Source organism: Streptomyces sp. NPDC088706 (assembly GCF_044752765.1).
Lineage (GTDB): Bacteria > Actinomycetota > Actinomycetes > Streptomycetales > Streptomycetaceae > Streptomyces.
The window spans coordinates 34,623-55,122 of the sequence record NZ_JBIVLW010000012.1 but is presented as its reverse complement, the minus strand read 5'-3'; the positions used below and the strand labels follow the sequence as shown (position 1 = coordinate 55,122).

Genomic DNA, 20,500 nt, shown 5'->3' with positions numbered 1-20,500 from the left:
GAGCCGCCCGGGGTCAGCAGATCCTGGTGCGGCTCTCCATCGCCGCGCGGGCGGTGTGCTCGTCCTCGTACACCTCGCACATGTGGCGGCCGTCGGGGGTCGCCGTGTGCTCGACCTCCCACAGGCTCGTCTCGCTGCCGTCCAGCAGCAGGAACGCGTGCTCGTAGAGCGTGAACCCGGCCTGCCGGCCGTTCACCTGGCACTGGCGCCCGAAGATCTGGGTGATGTGGTGGGCGAAGGCGGACCGCAGCAGCCGTGCCTTCTCCTCGTCCGGCCGGTCACCGTTCTCCGCGCGACGCAGCACCCGGCGGGCGTGGTCGGCCGAGTTGTCGGGGGCGTACGTCCGGGGCGTCGGGGCCGGGGGAGCGGACATCAGGACGGTCAGGATCTCCAGGTCCTCCTGGCCGCCCTCACCCCCGAAGGCGGGGGTGTCCGACAAGCTCCCGGCGAGCCGGGCCGCGGCGATGTGGGCGTCGCCCTCGTCGGCGTAGAGCTCGTGGCTGCGGGGGACATGCTCGTCCCGGCCGCCGCTGTGCACCAGCTCCCACAGCGTCAGGTCGGAACCGTCGGTGAGGAGATAGGTGTGGCGGTAGGTCTCCCGGTGCAGGACGGGGCTGTGGTGCGACGAGTGCAGCGAACTGCTGTGCGCCAGCGCCGAACCGAGCAGGTCGACCGTGCTGTCGGGGAGGTCGAACGAGTTGAGGGCGCGTCGCAGGAGTCGGTCGAGGTGCTGCTCGGTTGTCTCGTACGGATCGCTCAAGGTGCTGTCTCCAGGCCGTCGCCGCGTGTTACTTGGTGCGTGCTTAACGTAGTCCCTGGGTCTGACATCGTGACCGGGGTTCGTAAAAACGTAAGGCGCACGAGATAAGTTCCCCGTCTGTTCCCGGCGCATTTCGGGCGGTTGGGGGGTGAACTCCCTTGCTGCGGTTGCGATCCTGGAGCCCACGCGCCCCGCAACCACGCCGCGCGCCCCCACCGGTCCGGCACCCACACCGGCCTGCGCCTCTGCCGGTCCCACGCCTACGCCTGCGCCTACGCCTGCGCGTTCGCCCCGTTCCCGCCGTCCGGCCGGGGGCCGGTGCCGTCCGCCCCGTCCCCGTACAGGTCCGCGTAGGCGAGGAACGTACCGCCCGGCCCCGGGACGCTCCGGGCCGCACGCACCGCCTTCACTATCGCGCGGGCCAGGACGTCGGCGCCCGCAGCGAGGATCTCGTTGACCGCGACCGGGTTCTCCGATGGCACCCGCACCCGGCCCGTGGCCAGCGCGAACACGGTGTCCCCGTCGGTCAGCAAGTGGACCGGGCGCACCGCGCGGGCCATGCCGTCGTGCGCGGTGCCCGCCAGCTTCTGCGCCTGGGCCCTGACGAGGTCCGCGTCCGTCGCCACGACCGCGATCGTGGTGTTGAACGGCGGGGCCCCGCCCCCGGCCGCCTCCATCGCCTCCTGCTCCCGCGCCAGCCGCCGCACCGCCGCCGCATGTGTCCCGGCCGCCGGGTGCGCGGGCGGCTCCCCGGCCCCGTACTCCCCGAACAGCACCCCGGTACGGGGGTCGAGCACCGAGCCCGCCGCGTTCACCGCGACCAGGGCGGCGACGGTGACCCCGGAGGCCAGCCGCACGCTCGCGGTGCCGATGCCGCCCTTGAGCTGCCCGGCCACCGCACCCGTACCCGCTCCCACGCTCCCCTCGGCGACCGGGGCCCCGGGGATGGAGGCGGCCGCCGCCTCCACCGCGGCGCGCCCGGTCGAAGCGTCGGGGCGGGCCCGCCAGTCGCCGCCCCGCCCGAGGTCGAACAGGGCTGCGGCCGGAACGACCGGGACCACCTGCGCGGGGTCCGTGCCGACCCGGACGCCTCGCCCCTGCTCCTCCAGCCAGGCCATCACCCCGGACGCGGCGTCCAGCCCGTACGCGCTGCCGCCCGTGAGGACCACCGCGTCGACCCGCTGCACCAGGTTGCGCGGGTCCAGGGCGTCCGTCTCCCGGGTGCCCGGCCCGCCACCCCGTACGTCCACGGCGGCCACCGCCCCGCCCTCCGGCGCCAGGACCACGGTCGTACCGCTCAGCGCCCCCGCCCCGGACACCTGCGCGTGCCCGACCTGGATCCCGGCCACATCGGTGAGCGCGTCCAGCAGCGGAGCGCCCCCCGGCGGCGAAGCGTCCGGCAGTGGCGGGTGCGGGGCCTCGGCGGTCATCGCGCGCTCCTCGGGTCGGCGCCCGCGAGCAGACGCAGCCTCGTACGTACGCTCCGAACGTACCGGCGGGTCCTGGCTCCTGTCCGCCGGGCCGGAAGCCGGACGCGCCGGGCCGGAAGCCGGACGCGCCGGCCGGAAGCCGGACGCGCCCCACCGCTTGAGCCGCCCGGCAACACGGCGGCCCACACCGGGCCGTCGGCCGCCGTACCCTGGAGGCATGAGTTCCGCCCCCGCCCCCGGTCCGCGAGATGCGAAGCAGCAGCAGTCCCAGGCACAGCCGCACGAAGAACCGAAGCCCAAGCCGGTTCTGTTCTTCGACGACCCGTTGGACCGGCAGTCCGCGGACGATACGGACCGGGGATGGGGCGAGCGCCCTTCCGGCGGCTCCGGCGCCGCCGACCTCGCGCGCTTCCTCGACGAGAAGCCGCCCCACCACATCTGAACGGCGAGCCGGCCCGCCGGCGCCCCTCGCCCCGGCCCGGCAGTGGCCCCCCGGGCTAGCGTCCCCCGTCCCGGCCCGGTAGTGGCCCGCCGCCCTCGCCCGGCCCGCGGGCGCCCGTGCCCATCCCACCACCGACGCCACCCGCGCCGCCATCGCGCTGCGCGACCAAGGCGTCGCGGATCTCCTTGAGCACCTCCAGCTCGCTCACCTCCATCGTCTCCTGCACGCCCTCCTTGGCGGCGTGCGACGCGGCCCGCCGGGCCAGGTACTTGGCCATCGGCAGCACCATCAGGAAGTACACGACAGCGCCGGTGATCAGGAAGCTGAGGGTGGCGCTGAGCACCGAGCCCCACAGGATCTCGATCCCGTCCGTCCTGCCGGTGGCCGGGTCCGTGGTGCAAGGGCCCCGGAGGCAGGAGGTGTAGTTGTCCAGGTCCTGCGTTCCGAACGCACCGACCAGGGGGTTGATGACACCCTTGACGACCGCGTTCACGATGTTCGTGAACGCGGCGCCTATGACGACAGCCACCGCGAGGTCGATCACGTTGCCGCGCGTCAGGAAGGCCTTGAAGCCCTCCAGCAGACTGACCTTCTTCTCGCTCACAGGTGAGCCTTCTTTCACTTGTGCCGTGACGGGAGCAAACTGCCCCGCAACCTAAGGCGGGAGAAGGCAACGCTGTCCAATCCGGTGATGCGCAAAGGGTGCTTGAGAGCGTGTCAGTTCTCATCGGACACCGCCACCGCCAGCCGCCCCGAGACGCCCGCGCCCAGCAGCGCTGTCGCGGTGGACCGCTCCACGGACAGCATCACCAGCGCTCCCTCCGGTGCCGCGTCCGCGCCGATCGTCCCCGGGCCGCCGATCCGGCGGGCATCGCCCTCCGCGGCCGGGCCCGGCACCTGGGTCACCCGCACGTCCCGCGCCACCACGCGGGCGTCATCGCCTGCCTCGCCGACCGCGATCACATCGACGCGGTCTCCCGGGCGCAGCAGCCGTACCGTCGCCGCGTCCGCGATCCGCACGGGTGCGGAGACGAGGCGCATCGACGGCCGACCGGGCTCCGCCCCCGAGTCCGAGATCTCCGAGTCCGAGATCCCCGAGTCCGAGCCCGCCGAGTTCGAGATCCCCGAATTCGAGATCCCCGAATTCGAGACCGCCGAGTTCGAGACCGCCGAGTCCGAGAGGGTGGCGTCCGGGACGGCGAACCGGCCTTCGGAGCCGCCCAGGCTCGTCGTGGCCAACGCCGCACCCGCCAGCGCGATCCCCGCGGCGGCGGCCCGATGCTGCCTGCGCAGCAGCCGCCGCAGCCGGTACACCCCGCCGCCCCGCACCCGCAGCGGCGCGAACGGCCCCACCCCGCACGGGGCGGGCGGTGGCGCCGGGGGCGGGGGCGGCGGCTTCGCAGGGGTGGCGGCGCGCTGGGGAGCGGCGGAGGTGTGACGTGCGGGGTGGGTGGTAGCGGCGGGGAAGAGGGACGGGGACATGGCGTCACCTGCTGTCGGACGAGGGGAGTCCGGCCGGAGGTCCCGGCCGAACTCCCCTCACGATCCACCGTCCGCCCGCATCCCGCTGAGGCCTGTGGACTACCTGGAGATTGTGGACAACTCCGTCACCCGATCCGGTGGACCGGCCGCCGCGGGGTCGTCCTACGGCAGCGCGACCCCCGTGTCGATCCCGTCCAGCGCGTGGGCGCAGGCGCAGTTGCGGACTCCCGTCTCCGGCAGCCCGCCCACCGCGTCGAACAGCACCGACCGGAGCCGGTCGACGTTGGCCGCGAACACCTGGAGCACCTCCTCGTGGGAGACGCCCTCACCAGCCTCGGCGCCCGCGTCCAGGTCGGTCACCAGGGTCATCGTCGTGTAGCAGAGGCCCAGCTCCCGGGCGAGCACGGCTTCGGGATGTCCGGTCATCCCGACCACCGACCAGCCCATCGCCGCGTGCCAGCGGGACTCCGCGCGAGTGGAGAAGCGCGGCCCCTCGACCACCACCAGGGTGCCGCCGTCCACCGGCTCCCAGCCGCGTCCGCGGGCCGCCGCGAGGGCGGCCTTCCGTCCCTCGGGGCAGTACGGATCGGCGAAGCCCAGGTGGACGACGTTGGGTACGGTGCCGTCGGCCCGCGTCTCACCGTCGTAATAGGTCTGTACGCGCGTCTTGGTGCGGTCCACCAGCTGGTCCGGGACGAGCAGGGTGCCCGGGCCGAACTCCGGGCGCAGCCCGCCGACGGCGCAGGGGCCCAGCACCTGGCGAACCCCCACGGAACGCAGGGCCCAGAGGTTGGCCCGGTAGTTGATGCGGTGGGGCGGCAGATGGTGACCGCGGCCGTGGCGGGGCAGGAAGGCCACCCGGCGGCCGCCGATCTCGCCGAGGAAGACCGAGTCGCTGGGCTTCCCGTAGGGGGTATCCACGAAGACCTCGGTGACGTCCTCCAGGAAGGAGTAGAAGCCCGAGCCGCCGATGACCCCGATCTCCGCCCCCGGCGCCGTACCCGCGATGTCTGTGCCGGAACTCGTGTCCGTAAGTGCGTTCACCATGCGGTCACCGTATCCGGGGAAGAGTTCACCGTATCCGGGGGAGTGATCCGTTCCGTGCCGCCCGGAAAACGCACCCCGCCCGGGAAAGGCGCCTCGCCCGGCAAACGCACCCCGCCCGGGAAACGCACCCCGCCCGGGAAACGCACGGACCCCGCCGAGTGGATCGGCGGGGTCCGGTGAAGCGGGTGGGGCGTACGCGGGCTCAGGCGGCCGACGAACCGCTCGACGACGAGGCCGGCGCGGAGGCCGACGACGAGGAGGCGGAGGACGAAGCGCTGGACTTCGTGTCCGAACCCGTCGACGTCGACGAGGACGACCCGGAGTCGGACGACTTCGCGGCCGATGTCGCCGGCGTGCTGCTCGACGAAGAGCCGCGGCTGTCGTTCCGGTAGAAACCGGAACCCTTGAAGACGATGCCGACCGCAGAGAACACCTTCTTCAGGCGTCCGTCACAGCTCGGGCACACGGTCAGGGCATCATCGGTGAACTTCTGCACCGCCTCGAGGCCCTCGCCGCACTCGGTGCACTGGTACTGATAGGTCGGCACTTGCTCCTCCTGGCACTCTCACTCAATGAGTGCTAACGACGCTCCATACTGACGTATTCCGCGGGATCAGTCCACCGTGACCGGCTCGCGGTGACCGATCCCACGTGCCACGGTCCGGCCCGCGGACCTCGGCGCGAGCCGCGAGCGCAGGGCCAGCAGGGTCGTCAGCGCCAGTACGGTACCGGCCAGCGGGACCAGGAATCCGGTGCTCGCGCCGTGGGCGTCGGCGAGTTGGCCCGCCACGGTCACGGCGGCCGCCTGGCCCAGGGCCACGGCACCCGTCAGCCAGGTGAAGGCCTCGGTGCGGGCGGTGGCCGGGACCAGTGACTCGACCAGCGTGTAGCCGCTGATCAGCGCCGGGGCGATGCACAGGCCGACCAGCAGGCCGAGTCCGGCCAGCAGCGGTACGGAGTGCACGGCCCAGAGGCCGGAGGCCATGAGGGCCAAGGCCACATAGCCGACGACGAGGCGGCGCTGCGGGCTGCTCTTCCAGGCGATGGCACCGCAGACGATGCCGGCCAGCATGTTGCCCGCCGCGAAGATCCCGTACAGCAGTCCGTTCACGCCGGGGTGGCCGATCTCCTCGGAGAACGCCGTCAGTGAGACCTGCATCCCGCCGAAGACCGCGCCGATGCCCAGGAAGGCGATGACCAGCACCCGGACGCCGGGTACGGAGAGCGCCGACGTGTGCGGACGGTCCGCCGTGGCGACGGGGCGGGGAGCGGGCTGGGTGGCGCGCTGCGCGGCGAAGAGCAGGCCGCCGATCAGGGTGAGGGCGGCCTCGGTGATCAGCCCGGCAGCCGGGTGCACGCCGGTGCACAGCGCGGTGGCGATCACCGGTCCGAGCACGAAGGTGAACTCGTCCGTCACCGACTCGAAGGCGGCGGCGGTGGACATCAGCGGGGAGGCGGGCCGGTCGGGGGTGGCCCCCAGCATCGCCGCCCAGCGGGCGCGCACCATCGGGCCGATCTGCGGGACCGAGGCGCCGGTGGGCACCGCGGCGGCGAACAGCGCCCACAGGGGCGCGTCCGCCAGCGCCAGCGCGGTCAGCGCGCTCACGGAGACGGTGTGGAGCAGCACGCCGGGCAGCAGGACGGCCCGCTGGCCGAACCGGTCGGCGAGTTTGCCGCCCTGGGGGGCCACCAGCGCCATCGAGACGCCGGCGACGGCCGCCACGGCACCCGCCGCTCCGTAGGAGCCGGTGGTGTGCTGGACGAGCAGCACGATGCCGATGGTCAGCATCGCGAAGGGCTGCCGTGCGGCGAAGCCCGGAAGGAGGAAGGTCCACGCACCCGGGGTGCGGAGCAGTTGCCCGTAACCGGGGCGGTCGGAGACCGTGGTCGCCACGGTCCTTGCCTTTCTGCCGCCTGGTGGCGCTGCTTCCCGACGCCTTTGTGGGGCGGGCCGGACGGAAGCGGCCGAGAGCTGTCCTCTTCGCGCGGAACTGCGGTAGATGCCGGGCGACTCGCTGCCATCGGCGAAGAAGCGCCGGGCGAAGAGACACCACGACCGCCATACGGTCGCGCCAGCTCTGCATCAGACAGAGTTGGTCGATCAGTGTGCCTTTATCGTACAGGCAGGAAGTTCTGTGCGCCTGTGAATGCGCACAGAACTTCACTGTCGTCCTGTGATCAGCGTCCTATGAGCGACGCGCGTTCGTACGGGGGGCGTCGTCGGCCGGTCCGAGCCTCTTGACGGGCCTGACCGGTTTCACGGCCTGGCGGACGGCCGATCCGTTGGCTCCGGAGGCCTTCGAGGGGCCGTTGGCTCCGGAGGCTTTCGCAGGTCCGTTCGCTCCGGAGGCCTTCGAGGGCCCCGCGGCTGCGGGGTGGCCCGACGTACCGGGTGCCCCCGTTCCGCCGCTGGTGCCCAGCCAGCCGGCCAGCTTGCCGCCCTCGCCGACCGCCCGGAGCCGGGCCTCCGCCTTGTCGCGCACCGGATCGGTCGCCACGACCAGCAGCTCGTCGCCGCGTCGCAGGACCGTGGTGGGGGAGGGGACGAAGCTCTTCTCCTCGCGGACCACCAGCGTGACCGCGGCCCCGGCGGGGAGCCGGAGCTCGCCGACCTCGACGCCGTGCATCTTCGACTTGGCCGGGACGCCGACCGACAGCAGGTGGCCGCGCAGCCGCTCCAGCGGCGCGGACTCGATGCCCAGGTCGTCGGGCTCGGGCTCGTCCGCGATCCTCAGCTTGTCCGCGACCCAGGGCAGGGTCGGGCCCTGGATCAGCGTATAGACGATGACGAGGACGAAGACGATGTTGAAGATCCTGGTGCTGCCCTGCACCCCGGAGACCATCGGAATGGTCGCCAGGATGATGGGCACGGCGCCGCGCAGCCCGGCCCACGACATCAGGACCTTCTCGCGCGCCGGCAGCCGGAACGGCGCCAGGCTCAGGAAGACCGACAGCGGCCGGGCCACCATGGTCAGCACCAGGCCCACCACGACGGCGGGCCAGAAGTCGTCGACCAGGTCGTGCGGGGTGACCAGCAGGCCGAGCAGCACGAACATGCCGATCTGGGCCAGCCAGCCCAGGCCGTCGGCGAACCCGCGGGTGGCGGGCCAGTGCGGCAGCTTGGAGTTGCCGAGGATCATCGCGGCCAGGTAGACCGCGAGGAATCCGCTGCCGTGGGCCATGGCGCCGGCCGCGTACGCCATCACGGCGATGGCCATGACGGCGATCGGGTAGAGGCCGGAGGCGGGCAGGGCGACGTGCCGCAGCCCGAGCGAACCCAGCCAGCCCACCGCGATGCCGATGGCGGCGCCGATGGCCAGCTCCAGGGCGATCTCGGCGATCAGGAGATACCAGTGCTCGACCGGGCCGACCGCGGAGAACGCGACGACGAGGATGACCACGGGGGCGTCGTTGAAGCCGGACTCGGCCTCCAGCACACCGGTGATCCGGGAGGGCAGCGGCACTCTGCGCAGCACGGAGAAGACGGCCGCGGCGTCGGTGGAGGAGACGACCGCGCCGATGATGAGAGCCTGGCGCCAGTCCAGGCCGACGAGGTAGTGCGCGGCCGCGGCCGTGATGCCCACGCTGATGCCGACGCCGACGGTGGAGACCACCGCGGCCGCGGGCAGGACGGGGCGGACCTCTTTCCACTTCGCCCCGAGTCCGCCCTCGGCCAGGATGACCACGAGGGCGGCGTAGCCGATCACCTGGGTCAGCTCGGCGTTGTCGAACTTGACGTCGAAGATGCCGTCCTGCCCCAGGGCGATCCCGATGCCGAGATACAGGAGCAGGCTGGGGAGCCCGCTGCGCGAGGAGATCCGTACCGCCGCCACGGCGACGAGCAGGACGAGCGAGCAGACGAGCAGGAGTTCGTTGAGCGCGTGGACAGTCAGGGTCCGTTCCTTCCCTGCGTGCGCCTGCCGGATCGTCCTCCGGCAGCCAGTACTTCGTTACCTTACCTAATCTTTAACGTTTTCTTGACGGCTTCCGCGTTCGTACAGGAGCCTCGCGCGTCCCCAGGAGGGATACGCGCAAATGGATGCATCCCCATACCGCGTCCGAGTGGCTTCTCGGCTGCGCCTATGGTTGCTCCTGCACTCCCAGGACCACCCTGCCCCTCGAAGGACAGCGATGCCCGCCAATACAACCGACTCTTCCGGCCCTTCCGACGCGAAGAAGCCCGGCAGGAAGAAGAAGGGGCGCCGCGTCCGCCTCCTTCTGCTCGTCCTGGTGCTGGCGCTCGTCGCGGGTGTCGGGTTCGGCGCCTACTGGTCCGTCTCCACGGTGCGGGCCTCCTACCCGCAGACCACCGGGACGATCACCCTTGACGGCCTGTCCGGTGACGTCGAGGTCAAACGGGACTCCTACGGGATCCCGCAGATCTACGCGGACTCCGACGCCGACCTCTTCCGTGCCCAGGGCTTCGTCCAGGCCCAGGACCGCTTCTGGGAGATGGACGTCCGGCGCCATATGACGGCGGGTCGGCTCTCCGAGATGTTCGGCTCCGGTCAGGTGGAGACCGACTCCTTCCTGCGCACGCTCGGCTGGCGGAAGGTCGCGCAGGAGGAGTACGACAAGGTTCTGGACGAGGACACGAAGAAGAACCTCCAGTCGTACGCGGAGGGCGTCAACGCATACCTGAAGGGCAAGGAAGGCCGGGACATCTCGGTCGAGTACGCGGCGTTGGGGCTGACCAACGACTACAAGCCCGGCGAGTGGACCCCGGTCGACTCGGTCGCCTGGCTCAAGGCCATGGCCTGGGACCTGCGCGGCAACATGCAGGACGAGATCGACCGCTCGCTGCTGACCAGCCGGATCGACAAGGACCAGATCGAGGACCTGTATCCGGACTACCCGTACGACAAGCACAAGCCGATCGTCGACCGGGGTGCGGTCTCCCCGGTCACCGGCGAGTTCGACCTCGACGCCACCCCGTCGGCCGACATCGGCTCCGGAACCGCGCAGGGCGCCACCGAGGGCCTGAACACCCAGCTCTCCGCGCTCTCCGACACCCTGGACGAGATCCCCGCGCTGCTCGGCCCGAACGGCAACGGCATCGGGTCGAACTCCTGGGTCGTCAGCGGTGACCACACGACGACCGGCAAGGCGCTGCTCGCCAACGACCCGCACCTGGCGCCGATGCTGCCCTCGCTCTGGTACCAGATGGGCCTGCACTGCCGGGAACTCTCCACGACCTGCCAGTACGACACCGCGGGCTACACCTTCTCCGGGATGCCCGGTGTGATCATCGGCCACAACCAGGACATCGCCTGGGGCCTCACCAACCTCGGCGCGGACGTCACCGACCTCTTCCTGGAGAAGGTCTCCGACGACGGTTACCTGTACGACGACAAGGTGCGGCCGTTCACCACCCGTGAGGAGACCATCAAGGTCGCGGGCGGCAGGGACCGGAAGATCACCGTCCGCGAGACGAACAACGGGCCCCTCGTCTCCGACCGCAGCAAGGAACTGGACAAGGTCGGCCAGAAGGCCGCCGTCGGCGATTCCGCTCCCGACCGTGCCGACGGTTACGCGGTCGCCCTGAAGTGGACCGCCCTGAAGCCGGGCAGGTCCATGGACGCGGTCTTCGCGATCAACCGGGCCAAGGACTTCACCACCTTCCGGGCCGCGGCCAAGAACTTCGAGGTCCCCTCGCAGAACCTCATCTACGCCGACACCCAGGGCAACATCGGCTACCAGGCGCCGGGCACGATCCCGGTCCGCCTCAAGGGCGACGGCACGCTGCCCAGCCCCGGCTGGTCCCCGGAGTACGGCTGGAAGGAGAAGCCGGTCCCGTTCGACCAGCTGCCCTACGAGTACAACCCGAAGCGCGGCTACATCGTCACCGCCAACCAGGCCGTGATCGACGAGAGCGAATACCCCCACCTGCTGACCAAGGACTGGGGGTACGGAACCCGCAGTCAGCGGATCAACGACCTCATCGCCGACAAGATCAAGGGTGGCGAGAAGGTCTCGACCGACGACATGCAGAAGATGCAGATGGACAACACCAGCGAGATCGCCGCGCTGCTGGTGCCCGAGCTGCTGAAGATCAACATTCCCGACCCGAGCGTGCGTGAGGCGCAGAAGCTGCTGGAGGGCTGGGACTACGCCCAGGAACCGGACTCGGCCGCCGCCGCGTACTTCAACGGCGTCTGGCGCAACATCCTCATGCTCGCCTTCGGCAACAAGCTGCCCAAGGAGCTGCGGGTCAAGGGCGACTGCCTCAACGTGCCGCCGGCCAAGAACAGCGGCCCGGCCGACCAGCAGAAGAAGCTCGTGCGCGAGTGCGGCCAGCGCGACGGCGACTCCGCCCAGCCGGACGGCGGGGACCGCTGGTTCCAGGTGGTCGACGACATCGTCGAGGACCAGGACAACGAGTGGTGGAAGGTGCCCGCCAGGGGCCGCGAGGCCGCGCTGGAGAACCGCGACGACCTCTTCGCCCGGGCGATGGAGGACGCGCGCTGGGAGCTGACCGCCAAGCTCGGCAAGAACATCTCCACCTGGAGCTGGGGCCGGCTGCACCGGCTGATGCTGAAGAACCAGACCCTCGGTACCGAAGGGCCCGATCTGCTCCAGCGGGCGCTCAACCGCGGCCCCTGGAACCTCGGCGGCGGCGAGGCCGCGGTCAACGCCACCGGCTGGAACGCGGCGAGCGGCTACGAGGTCGTCTGGGTGCCGTCGATGCGGATGGTCGTCAACGTGGGGGACTGGGACAAGTCCCGCTGGATCAACCTCACCGGCGCCTCCGGGCACGCGTTCGACGCGCACTACACCGACCAGACCGACAAGTGGGCCGAGGGTGAACTGCTCGAATGGTCCTTCGGTACGGACGCCGTCGGCGAGTCCACCGTCGACACGCTGACGCTGAAGCCCTGACGGGCGGGTGCCGACCTGCCGTCAGGCGGTGAAGCGCCGCGCTCCGGCCGGGGTGACCACGGCGTCCACGGGGTGGTCGTGCGGTTCCGAGGGGACCCGCGCGACCACCTCGTTCCCGTACAGGAGCACGATGAGCGCCGGGTCGGCCCCGGCCGCCGAGAGCCGGGCCAGCACCCGGTCGTAGCTGCCGCCGCCCCGCCCCAGCCGCATGCCCGCACCGTCCACGGCCAGCCCGGGCAGCAGGACCGCGTCGGCCTCCAGGACGGCGTCGGGGCCGAGCCGGGGACCGTCCGGCTCCAGCAGCCCGCGCCCGGCCGTCAGAAGGTGCTCCGCGCCCTCGTACACCGCCCAGTCCAGGTCGTTGTCGGCCAGGAGCACCGGAAGTAGCACCCGTACGCCCCGGTCGCGCAGCGCGTCCAGCAGGGCCCGGGTCCCCGGTTCGCGTCCCACGGAGACGTAGGCGGCGACCGTTCGGGCGCCGGACAGTTCGGGGAGCGCCAGCGCGCCCGTGGCGAGAACCGAGGCGGCCCCCGTGACGTCCTCCTTGGTCAGGAGGGCCCGCGCGGCGAGCAGTTCGCTCCGCAGGGAGGCTTTCGCGGGGACCTTCACAGCTGCCTTTCCGGACTTGTCAGGGTTCAACAGGGACTCACGGGACTCACGGGACTCGCACGGTTCTCGTATAGGCATATTTACGGGCGAACTTAACCGGATGCTCACCTTCCGGGTGTGTGCACCCGTTAAGGTTCTCCGCATGACTCAGCCGCCCTCCAGGATCAGCAAGGCCGTCATTCCGGCAGCAGGTCTCGGCACCCGCTTCCTGCCGGCCACGAAGGCCACTCCCAAAGAGATGCTGCCTGTCGTCGACAAGCCGGCCATTCAGTATGTCGTCGAAGAAGCCGTGGCAGCGGGCCTCTCCGACGTGCTGATGATCACCGGCCGCAACAAGCGTCCCCTTGAGGACCATTTCGACCGCAACTACGAACTGGAGTCCGCGCTCACCCGTAAGGGAGATGCCGAACGTCTGGCCAAGGTCCAGGAGTCCAGCGACCTGGCCACCATGCACTACGTGCGCCAGGGCGACCCGCGCGGTCTCGGCCACGCCGTGCTGTGTGCCGCCCCGCACGTGGGCGACCAGCCCTTCGCGGTCCTGCTGGGCGACGACCTGATCGACCCGCGTGACTCCCTGCTGGCCCGCATGGTGGAGATCCAGGAGCGTGAGGGCGGCAGTGTCGTCGCGCTGATGGAGATCGACCCCTCCCAGGTCCACCTCTACGGCTGCGCGGCGGCGGACGCCACCGTGGACAGCGACGTCGTCCGGGTCACCGGCCTGGTGGAGAAGCCGGAGCCGGCCGACGCGCCCAGCAACCTCGCCGTCATCGGCCGGTACGTCCTGGACCCGGCCGTCTTCGACATACTGCGACACACCGAGCCGGGCCGCGGCGGCGAGATCCAGCTCACCGACGCCCTCCAGCTGCTCGCCGCCGACGAGAAGATCGCCGGCCCCGTGCACGGCGTCGTCTTCAAGGGCCGCCGCTACGACACCGGTGACCGCAGCGACTATCTGCGTACCATTGTCAGACTGGCGTGCGAACGTGAAGACCTGGGACCGGACTTCCGGACCTGGCTCCGCAAGTACGTCACCGAGGAGATGTGACCCCGTGAGCAGCGCGATCTGGTCGGTGGACGAGCACCTGGACGACATCCTCGCCACGGTGGGGCCGCTCGAACCCATCGAGCTGCAGCTGCCCGACGCGCAGGGCTGCGTCCTGGTGCGGGACGTCGTCGTGGAGGTGGCCCTGCCGCCCTTCGACAACAGCTCGATGGACGGCTACGCGGTGCGGATCGCCGATGTCGAAGGGGCGAGCGAGGAGTTCCCCGCCGTCCTCAACGTCATCGGCGACATCGCCGCGGGCAGCGCGGGCCTCGCCGACGACCAGGCCGTGGGGCCGGGGCAGGCCGCCCGCATCATGACGGGCGCCCCGCTGCCCGCCGGCGCGGAGGCCGTGGTCCCGGTCGAGTGGACGGACGGCGGTGCGGGCGAGGGCCCGGCCGTCACCATGCGCGCCCACTCCGACGCCCCGGAGGGGGCCACCGGTGAGGTCCGGGTCCACCGGTCCGTCGAGGCCGGTGCCCACGTCCGCGAGCGCGGGAGCGACGTCAGGCCGGGCGATCTGGCCCTGCGCGCCGGGTCGATCGTCGGCCCGCCGCAGATCGGCCTGCTCGCCGCGATCGGCTGCTCGACCGTGGTCGTACGGCCCCGCCCCCGCGTCGTCGTCCTGTCCACCGGCAGCGAACTGGTCCAGCCCGGCGAGGAGCTGACGGGCGGCCAGATCTACGACTCCAACAGCTACGCGCTCACGGCCGCCGCCCGGGACGCCGGAGCCATCGCCTACCGGGTCGGCGCGGTGACGGACGACGCCGAAACACTGCGCGCCACCATCGAGGACCAGCTGATCCGCGCGGACATCATCGTCACCACGGGTGGCGTCAGCGTCGGCGCGTACGACGTGGTCAAGGAGGCGCTCTCCTCCGTCGGTGACGAGGACGAGCCGGGCAGCGGGATCGACTTCCGCAAGCTCGCCATGCAGCCGGGCAAGCCGCAGGGCTTCGGTTCGATCGGCCCGGACCACACCCCGCTGCTGGCCCTGCCGGGCAATCCGGTCTCCAGTTACGTCTCCTTCGAGCTGTTCGTCCGCCCCGCCATCCGCGCCCTGATGGGCCTGGAAGACCTCCACCGCCCCACCGTCCGGGCCGTGCTGAGCGTCGACAAGGCGCTCACCTCGCCGGCGGGCCGCCGCCAGTTCCTGCGCGGTACGTACGACGAGGGCGCGGGCACCGTCACCCCGGTCGGTGGCTCCGGATCGCATCTGATCGCCGCTCTCGCCCAGGCGGACGCGCTGATCGTGCTGCCCGAGGACGTCACCTCCGCCGAGCCCGGCACGGAGACGGACGTGATCCTGCTCCGCTGACCGTCGCCCAGTGGCGGTACGGTATCTGCCGCCGTGCCTTCCGGGGGTCCCCCTCCGGGCCCTGGCCGATCGGCGCCCCTACCGCTAGGCGGAGTGAGTTGAGTACGCAGAACAGGCTGACGCACATCGACGAGGCGGGCGCGGCCCGCATGGTCGACGTGTCGGAGAAGGACGTCACCACGCGCGTCGCCCGCGCCAGCGGCCGGGTACTCGTCTCGCCGCGCGTCATCGAGCTGCTCCGGGGCGAGGGGGTCCCCAAGGGCGACGCCCTCGCCACCGCGCGGATCGCCGGGATCATGGGGGCCAAGCGCACCCCGGACCTGATCCCGCTCTGCCACCCGCTGGCCGTCTCCGGAGTGGAGGTCGACCTCGGTGTGGCCGACGACGCGGTGGAGATCACGGCCACCGTGAAGACGACGGACCGCACGGGCGTCGAGATGGAGGCCCTGACCGCCGTGTCGGTGGCGGCCCTGACGGTGATCGACATGGTCAAGGCCGTCGACAAGAGCGCGGTGATCACCGACGTACGGGTCGAGGCGAAGTCGGGCGGCAAGTCCGGCGACTACCGGCGCCCCGCGCCGGAGGGACCGGACGCGTGACGCCGCCCGCGCCGGGAGCCCCCGGCCCCGAACGTCCCGCGAACGCGCCGGCGCACGCGAACGCGTCCGCGCCCGAGCAGGCGTCGGAGCCCACCGGTGCCGCGCTGCTCTCCCCGTACGCGGCCCTCGTCGTCACCGCCTCCAACCGGGCCTCCGCCGGCGTCTACGCGGACAAGGGCGGCCCGCTGATCGCCGAAGGGCTCACCGCCCTCGGCTTCTCGGTCGACGGGCCGCAGGTCGTCCCCGACGGCGATCCGGTCGAGGCGGCCCTGCGCGCCGGGGTCGCCGCCGGATACGACGTAATCGTCACCACCGGCGGTACGGGCATCTCACCCACCGACACCACCCCCGAGGCCACCCGCCGCGTCCTGGACCACGAGATCCCCGGCATCGCCGAGGCGATCCGGGCCGAGGGGCTCGCCAAGGTCCCGACCGCCGCGCTCTCCCGGGGCCTCGCAGGCGTCGCGTCCCGCACCCTGATCGTCAACCTGCCCGGCTCCACCGGCGGGGTGCGCGACGGCCTCGCGGTCCTCGCCCGGCTCCTGGTGCACGCGGTCGACCAGCTCCGCGGCGGCGACCACCCGCGACCGGGGAGCCCGAGCTGAACATGGCGACGTGGCCGGTGACGCTGACCGACGGCGAGATCGTCCTGCGCCCGATAAAGATGCGCGACCAGCGGGTATGGCGCGAGGTCAACCGGCGCAACCGCGACTGGCTGCGCCCCTGGGAGGCCACCGTCCCGCCGCCGGCTCCCGGCGGCCCGGTCGCGCAGCGCCCCACCTACCGGCAGATGGTCCGCCACCTGCGCGCCGAGGCGACCGCCGGGCGGATGCTGCCGTTCGCCATCGAGTACGAGGGCCGGCTCGTCGGCCAGCTCACCGTCGCCGGGATCACCTGGGGCTCGATGTGCTCCGGCCACATCGGCTACTGGGTCGACCAGGGCGTCGCCGGGCGCGGAGTGATGCCGACGGCCGTGGCGCTCGCCGTCGACCACTGCTTCCGCTCGGTGGGGCTGCACCGGGTCGAGGTGTGCATCCGTCCGGAGAACGCGCCGAGCCGCCGGGTGGTGGAGAAGCTCGGATTCCGCTCCGAGGGCGTGCGCCCGCGCTATCTGCACATCGATGGGGCTTGGCGCGACCACTTGATCTTCGCGCTGACGGTCGAGGAAGTGCCCGAGGGGATGCTCAGGCGCTGGCGCCGCACCCGCCCAGCGGCGCCGCAGAGTCCGGGACAGCCCGGGGAAATAAAATAGGTGTTCGAATTTGATCGCTGGATGACAGCAATGGGCCGCGCTCTCGATGACTGTTGATCCGATGAATCACAAAAAAAGTCCGTGATATCAGCCGGATCGTGCGACACACCGGGCCAATTGGCGGATGCCTGCGCGTAAACCCCTCTACGGTGTGAGCGTGAGCAGCAGCGGCCTCATCTACGCAGTCATCGTCGGGGCCTGGGCCGCCTACTTGGTGCCGATGTGGCTCCGCAGGCAGGACGAGCTCAACGAGGCCCGTCCGACGGAACGCTTCAGCACCGCCATCCGGCTGCTGTCCGGACGGGCGGCGATGGAGCGCCGGTACGCCAGGGAGCTACGGGAGCGCGCCGCCGAGGAGGCGGGGCCCGACGTGGACCCGGACGCCGAAACGGACCGTATGGATTCCGTGGACGTCCGGGCCTTTGCCGCGCCTCCGGCGCATACCGAAGCCAGGGTGCACGACCCGGCGCATGCTCCCGAGCGCGCCCCGGGTCCCCAGGCCTCCGATCGCCAGGCGCACGACCGTCGGGCGGCGCACCAGCCACCGGACCGCCAGGCGCACGACCGCCGGTCCGGCGAGCGCCCGGTACATCCCGGCCCGCCGCCCCCGCGCCGTCCGCGCACCGGCGCCGCCGATGCCGAGCGGGCCCGCCGGGCGCAGCGCTCTCAGGTCCTGGCGCGGCGCAGGCGGACCACCGTCGTCCTCTTCCTGGCCTTCACCCTCGGCACGGTCGTCGCGGCGGTCGGCGGCCTCGGCTTCCTCTGGGCGCCGGCCGTTCCCGCCGTGTTGCTGAGCACGTACATCGTGCATCTGCGCGCCCAGGAGCGGCGTCGGTTCGCGTTCACGATGGACCGCCGCCGGGCCGAGGTCGCGGCGCAGCGGCTGCGCGAGAACCGGCCCCGGAGGCACCAGCCCGCGGCCTCCGCCCCCGCCGAGCAGGACGACGACTCCGAAGCCCACCACCCGGAGCCGGCACCCACCCCTACGGTTTCCCCGCAGGAGGCCGGCCGCCGCGCCCTCGTCGAGCAGACGGACCACGCGGAGTGGGTGGACCAGCAGCGCGAACGCGGCCGGGTCCAGGGCGACAGCTGGGAGCCCGTTCCCGTACCCCTCCCCACCTATGTCACCGCACCCGTCGCCCCCCGGGCCACCGGCGGCGTCGAGGTGGGCGACCCGGAGACCTGGAGCGCGGCCCGCTCCAGCACCGCCGAGCCCAGCCAGACCGGCACGTCGCACCCCACCGCCCCCGTGGACCCGGCGCCGCGCCAGCGCACTAACCAGTCCCGCCGCACCCGCGACCGGGGCCGGACCCCCCTCTTCGACCAGTACGACGACGAGGACCGGCCCCGCGCGGCCAACGAGTGAGACCCCGGAAGCCCGGCACCGCTGACCAGCGGAGGAACGGATTTCCAAGCACCCGGGTGAGGGTGCTAGAGTTTCACTCGTTGCAAGGGCCTGTGGCGCAGTCTGGTAGCGCACCTCGTTCGCATCGAGGGGGTCTGGGGTTCAAATCCCCACAGGTCCACAACATCAGGGCCGTTCACGGATTTATTCCGGAACGGTTCACGAGATCCCGGTCAGACGGTCACCGTCCGACCGGGATCTCGTCGTTTGAGCTCCTGCTTGTGTGAAAGTCAGCCTGCCGGGCCGCCGGGAAGCGCGGCGGCCCGCGTCGGAACGGACCGGGGGTCGGGATGCGGACATGCCGCAGGGAGCGCAGGGGCGGGGTCGGGAATCGCGGTGCGTGCCGGCACCACGCCAGGCAGACTCGCGGACATGGCTGAGAAGATCACCCGCATCCACCCCGGGCGGCTGCATGAGACGCCCGGCTGCCACCACATCACGGTGGTGGAGGCAGGGCGCACGGCCTGACCGGCGGGACAGTGCCCGCTTGATGGGAACGGTGACCTCGTCGGTGCCGGTTCCCTCAAGAGCGTCGTGGTTCCTGAATGACGCACAGCCCGCAGGAAGTTCTTCGCGTGACCGCGAGGACTCGCTCGGCCACCTGCTCGCGCAGGGCACCCGCGCCCGTCTCGCCGCGTCGGTAGACCTCTGTGGGTGCGCTGGGCACATGGGCCGGTGCCCCGTGGATGCGGGCTGACGGTCGTCGTCGGCGGGACCCGACTCGGCTCGGTGGCTCCCCGGCGCTGGGTGTGCCCGTCGGTCGCTGTCGCCCGACCCACTGTGTTTCCGCCGTGTTTCACTACAGTTCTCGGCCAGTTCTGTAGAAAAGAACCCCTTCTCCGGTCCTTGTCGCGGCAGTTGCGCCTACGCGAGAGTTCGGAACGCGGCGACAGGAACATGTCATCGCCGTCGGGCAGTGTCCACGGAACACATCGCGCGTCCCCAAGCGTGGTGTGGCCACCCCCCCCATTGTCTGGACGCTCGCCCGTGTAGCGGAAGGAATCGCGTGAAGCACGGTAAGAAGAACGCGCGCAGATACATCGTGGCGGCCTCCATCGGCGTCCTCCTGTCGGCCGGAGTCGCCACAGGGGCTTATGCCGGTGCGGCGGAATCCGCGCCGCCGCGGTACCAGCCGGAGATGGTCCGGGCTCTCGCCACCACCCTGGGCGTGAGTGAGGAACAGGCCGTCGAGCGGCTCGACGAGGAGGCACGTCAGCAGGACCGGTTCGCTCAGCTGCGGGCCGAGAAGGTCTCCACCCTCGGGGCCTTCTTCGCCAAGGACGGGACGCTCGTCGTCAACGCCGCCGACGCCGAGGCGGCCAAGGAGGTCAAGGCGGCGGGGCTCGCAGCACGGGTCCCGGAGCGTGGTGAAGGCGAGCTGAACCGGATCAAGGCCCAGCTCGACGCCAAGGCCCTCAAGAGCGCCCCGGCCGGGGTGTCGGCGTGGTCCGTGGACCTCGCGTCCGACACCGTGACCGTGGAGGTCAACGGGGCCTCCGACGCCGCCACCCGCACCTTCCTCAAGGCCGCGAAGAGCAACGGCGACGCGGTACGGGTCATCAAGGGCCAGGAGAAGCTGGAGACCCAGGCCGTCGTGCTGCCGGGCAGCCGGATGACGTTCAACGGCTACCTCTGCTCGGTCGGGTACGGCGCCAAGGACCGTAGCGGCAAGCAGGTGCTGGTGACCGCCGGGCACTGCATCGAGGACCTGCCCGCCCTGGCCTACAACGGGACCCGGTTCGCCAAGGGCACCCACACCCGGTTCGCGCTCGGCACCCGCAGCGTGGACATGGGCATAGCCACCGTGGACTCCGGCCACTCCATCGGCCTGGACATCACCACGTACGGCAAGGCGGGCACCGTCGCCGTCCGGGGCAGTCAGCGCGCCCCGCAGGGTTCGGCGCTCTGCAAGGCCGGCCAGACCACCGGCTGGACCTGCGGCAAGGTCGGCTCGTACAACGTCAGCGTCACCTACACCGACCAGAACGGCGGGCCGGACACCGTGGTGACCGGGCTGGCCAGCTCCTCCGTCTGCACCCAGGGCGGCGACAGCGGAGGCGCGTACGTCTCCGGCAACCAGGCCCAGGGGATGACCTCCGGCGGCCCGACCAACCAGCGGTGCAACGGCCGGGTGAACTCGCCCGGGTCCTCGTACTTCCAGCCGCTCGACGACGCCCTCAGGTACTACGGGCTGACGCTCAACACCAAGTAGCCCCACCGGGGTGAAGGTGCCGC

At 71.5% G+C, this 20,500-nt stretch carries 18 protein-coding genes, 1 tRNA gene and 1 pseudogene; 11 read left to right on the top strand and 9 right to left on the bottom strand.

What is annotated here, in order from left to right; all coding sequences use genetic code 11:
• Positions 1 to 13: 13 nt before the first annotated feature.
• Together ACIQAK_RS24005 and ACIQAK_RS24000 are read right to left on the bottom strand one after the other, a co-directional pair.
• The gene (locus tag ACIQAK_RS24005) at positions 14 to 760 is read right to left on the bottom strand and encodes a DUF6227 family protein (RefSeq protein ID WP_366391175.1); all 747 of its coding nucleotides are present in this window, start codon (positions 758 to 760) and stop codon (positions 14 to 16) included.
• Between the two features lie 272 nt (positions 761 to 1,032).
• On the bottom strand, positions 1,033 to 2,190 hold the full coding sequence (locus ACIQAK_RS24000) for a P1 family peptidase (RefSeq protein WP_366391174.1): 1,158 nt from the start codon (positions 2,188 to 2,190) through the stop codon (positions 1,033 to 1,035).
• Between the two features lie 217 nt (positions 2,191 to 2,407).
• On the opposite strand from ACIQAK_RS24000, the gene ACIQAK_RS23995 reads away from it, so the two are divergent.
• Positions 2,408 to 2,632, top strand: coding sequence for a hypothetical protein (locus tag ACIQAK_RS23995; protein ID WP_366391173.1), 225 nt, complete (start codon positions 2,408 to 2,410; stop codon positions 2,630 to 2,632).
• 55 nt (positions 2,633 to 2,687) lie between these two features.
• Here the strand turns inward: ACIQAK_RS23995 and ACIQAK_RS23990 are convergent, their stop codons facing one another.
• The 6 genes from ACIQAK_RS23990 to ACIQAK_RS23965 form a co-directional block, all read right to left on the bottom strand.
• Positions 2,688 to 3,236, bottom strand: a complete 549-nt coding sequence (locus ACIQAK_RS23990; RefSeq protein WP_366391172.1) for an MscL family protein — start codon at positions 3,234 to 3,236, stop codon at positions 2,688 to 2,690.
• A 113-nt stretch (positions 3,237 to 3,349) separates the two neighbouring features.
• Complete coding sequence (locus ACIQAK_RS23985; protein ID WP_366391171.1) at positions 3,350 to 4,114, bottom strand: RcpC/CpaB family pilus assembly protein; 765 nt, start codon at positions 4,112 to 4,114, stop codon at positions 3,350 to 3,352.
• Positions 4,115 to 4,276: 162 nt separating this feature from the next.
• Positions 4,277 to 5,161, bottom strand: coding sequence for an S-methyl-5'-thioadenosine phosphorylase (locus ACIQAK_RS23980; protein WP_366391170.1), 885 nt, complete (start codon positions 5,159 to 5,161; stop codon positions 4,277 to 4,279).
• A 202-nt stretch (positions 5,162 to 5,363) separates the two neighbouring features.
• Positions 5,364 to 5,708 (bottom strand): FmdB family zinc ribbon protein, encoded by a 345-nt coding sequence (locus ACIQAK_RS23975; RefSeq protein WP_366391169.1) that lies wholly within the window; start codon positions 5,706 to 5,708, stop codon positions 5,364 to 5,366.
• Positions 5,709 to 5,774: 66 nt separating this feature from the next.
• Complete coding sequence (locus tag ACIQAK_RS23970) at positions 5,775 to 7,055, bottom strand: MFS transporter (RefSeq protein ID WP_366391168.1); 1,281 nt, start codon at positions 7,053 to 7,055, stop codon at positions 5,775 to 5,777.
• 292 nt (positions 7,056 to 7,347) lie between these two features.
• A complete protein-coding gene (locus ACIQAK_RS23965) occupies positions 7,348 to 8,994 on the bottom strand; it encodes a potassium/proton antiporter (protein ID WP_366391167.1) in 1,647 nt (548 codons plus the stop codon).
• Between the two features lie 298 nt (positions 8,995 to 9,292).
• On the opposite strand from ACIQAK_RS23965, the gene ACIQAK_RS23960 reads away from it, so the two are divergent.
• Positions 9,293 to 12,040 (top strand): penicillin acylase family protein, encoded by a 2,748-nt coding sequence (locus tag ACIQAK_RS23960; protein WP_366391166.1) that lies wholly within the window; start codon positions 9,293 to 9,295, stop codon positions 12,038 to 12,040.
• Between the two features lie 21 nt (positions 12,041 to 12,061).
• Here the strand turns inward: ACIQAK_RS23960 and ACIQAK_RS23955 are convergent, their stop codons facing one another.
• Complete coding sequence (locus ACIQAK_RS23955; RefSeq protein ID WP_366391165.1) at positions 12,062 to 12,679, bottom strand: 5-formyltetrahydrofolate cyclo-ligase; 618 nt, start codon at positions 12,677 to 12,679, stop codon at positions 12,062 to 12,064.
• A 112-nt stretch (positions 12,680 to 12,791) separates the two neighbouring features.
• Between ACIQAK_RS23955 and galU the strand changes: the two genes are divergently transcribed.
• From galU to ACIQAK_RS23910, 9 genes and pseudogenes are all read left to right on the top strand, one after another.
• On the top strand, positions 12,792 to 13,694 hold the full coding sequence (gene galU / locus ACIQAK_RS23950; RefSeq protein ID WP_366391164.1) for a UTP--glucose-1-phosphate uridylyltransferase GalU: 903 nt from the start codon (positions 12,792 to 12,794) through the stop codon (positions 13,692 to 13,694).
• A 4-nt stretch (positions 13,695 to 13,698) separates the two neighbouring features.
• The gene (gene glp, locus ACIQAK_RS23945; protein ID WP_366391163.1) at positions 13,699 to 15,009 is read left to right on the top strand and encodes a gephyrin-like molybdotransferase Glp; all 1,311 of its coding nucleotides are present in this window, start codon (positions 13,699 to 13,701) and stop codon (positions 15,007 to 15,009) included.
• Between the two features lie 98 nt (positions 15,010 to 15,107).
• Entirely contained in the window at positions 15,108 to 15,608 is a 501-nt protein-coding gene (gene moaC, locus ACIQAK_RS23940; RefSeq protein ID WP_366391162.1) for a cyclic pyranopterin monophosphate synthase MoaC, read from the top strand.
• A gap of 104 nt (positions 15,609 to 15,712) precedes the next feature.
• Positions 15,713 to 16,213 (top strand): MogA/MoaB family molybdenum cofactor biosynthesis protein, encoded by a 501-nt coding sequence (locus ACIQAK_RS23935; protein ID WP_366391281.1) that lies wholly within the window; start codon positions 15,713 to 15,715, stop codon positions 16,211 to 16,213.
• A gap of 17 nt (positions 16,214 to 16,230) precedes the next feature.
• Positions 16,231 to 16,860: a GNAT family protein gene (locus ACIQAK_RS23930; protein ID WP_366391280.1), complete on the top strand. Its 630-nt coding sequence runs from the start codon at positions 16,231 to 16,233 to the stop codon at positions 16,858 to 16,860.
• Between the two features lie 124 nt (positions 16,861 to 16,984).
• Positions 16,985 to 18,226, top strand: coding sequence for a gephyrin-like molybdotransferase receptor GlpR (gene glpR / locus ACIQAK_RS23925; protein WP_366391161.1), 1,242 nt, complete (start codon positions 16,985 to 16,987; stop codon positions 18,224 to 18,226).
• An 86-nt stretch (positions 18,227 to 18,312) separates the two neighbouring features.
• Positions 18,313 to 18,386 (top strand) — tRNA-Ala (locus ACIQAK_RS23920).
• 251 nt (positions 18,387 to 18,637) lie between these two features.
• Positions 18,638 to 18,802: pseudogene (locus ACIQAK_RS23915) on the top strand (RidA family protein); the annotation flags it as partial.
• Between the two features lie 469 nt (positions 18,803 to 19,271).
• Positions 19,272 to 20,477 (top strand): S1 family peptidase, encoded by a 1,206-nt coding sequence (locus tag ACIQAK_RS23910; RefSeq protein ID WP_366391160.1) that lies wholly within the window; start codon positions 19,272 to 19,274, stop codon positions 20,475 to 20,477.
• Positions 20,478 to 20,500: the final 23 nt, after the last annotated feature.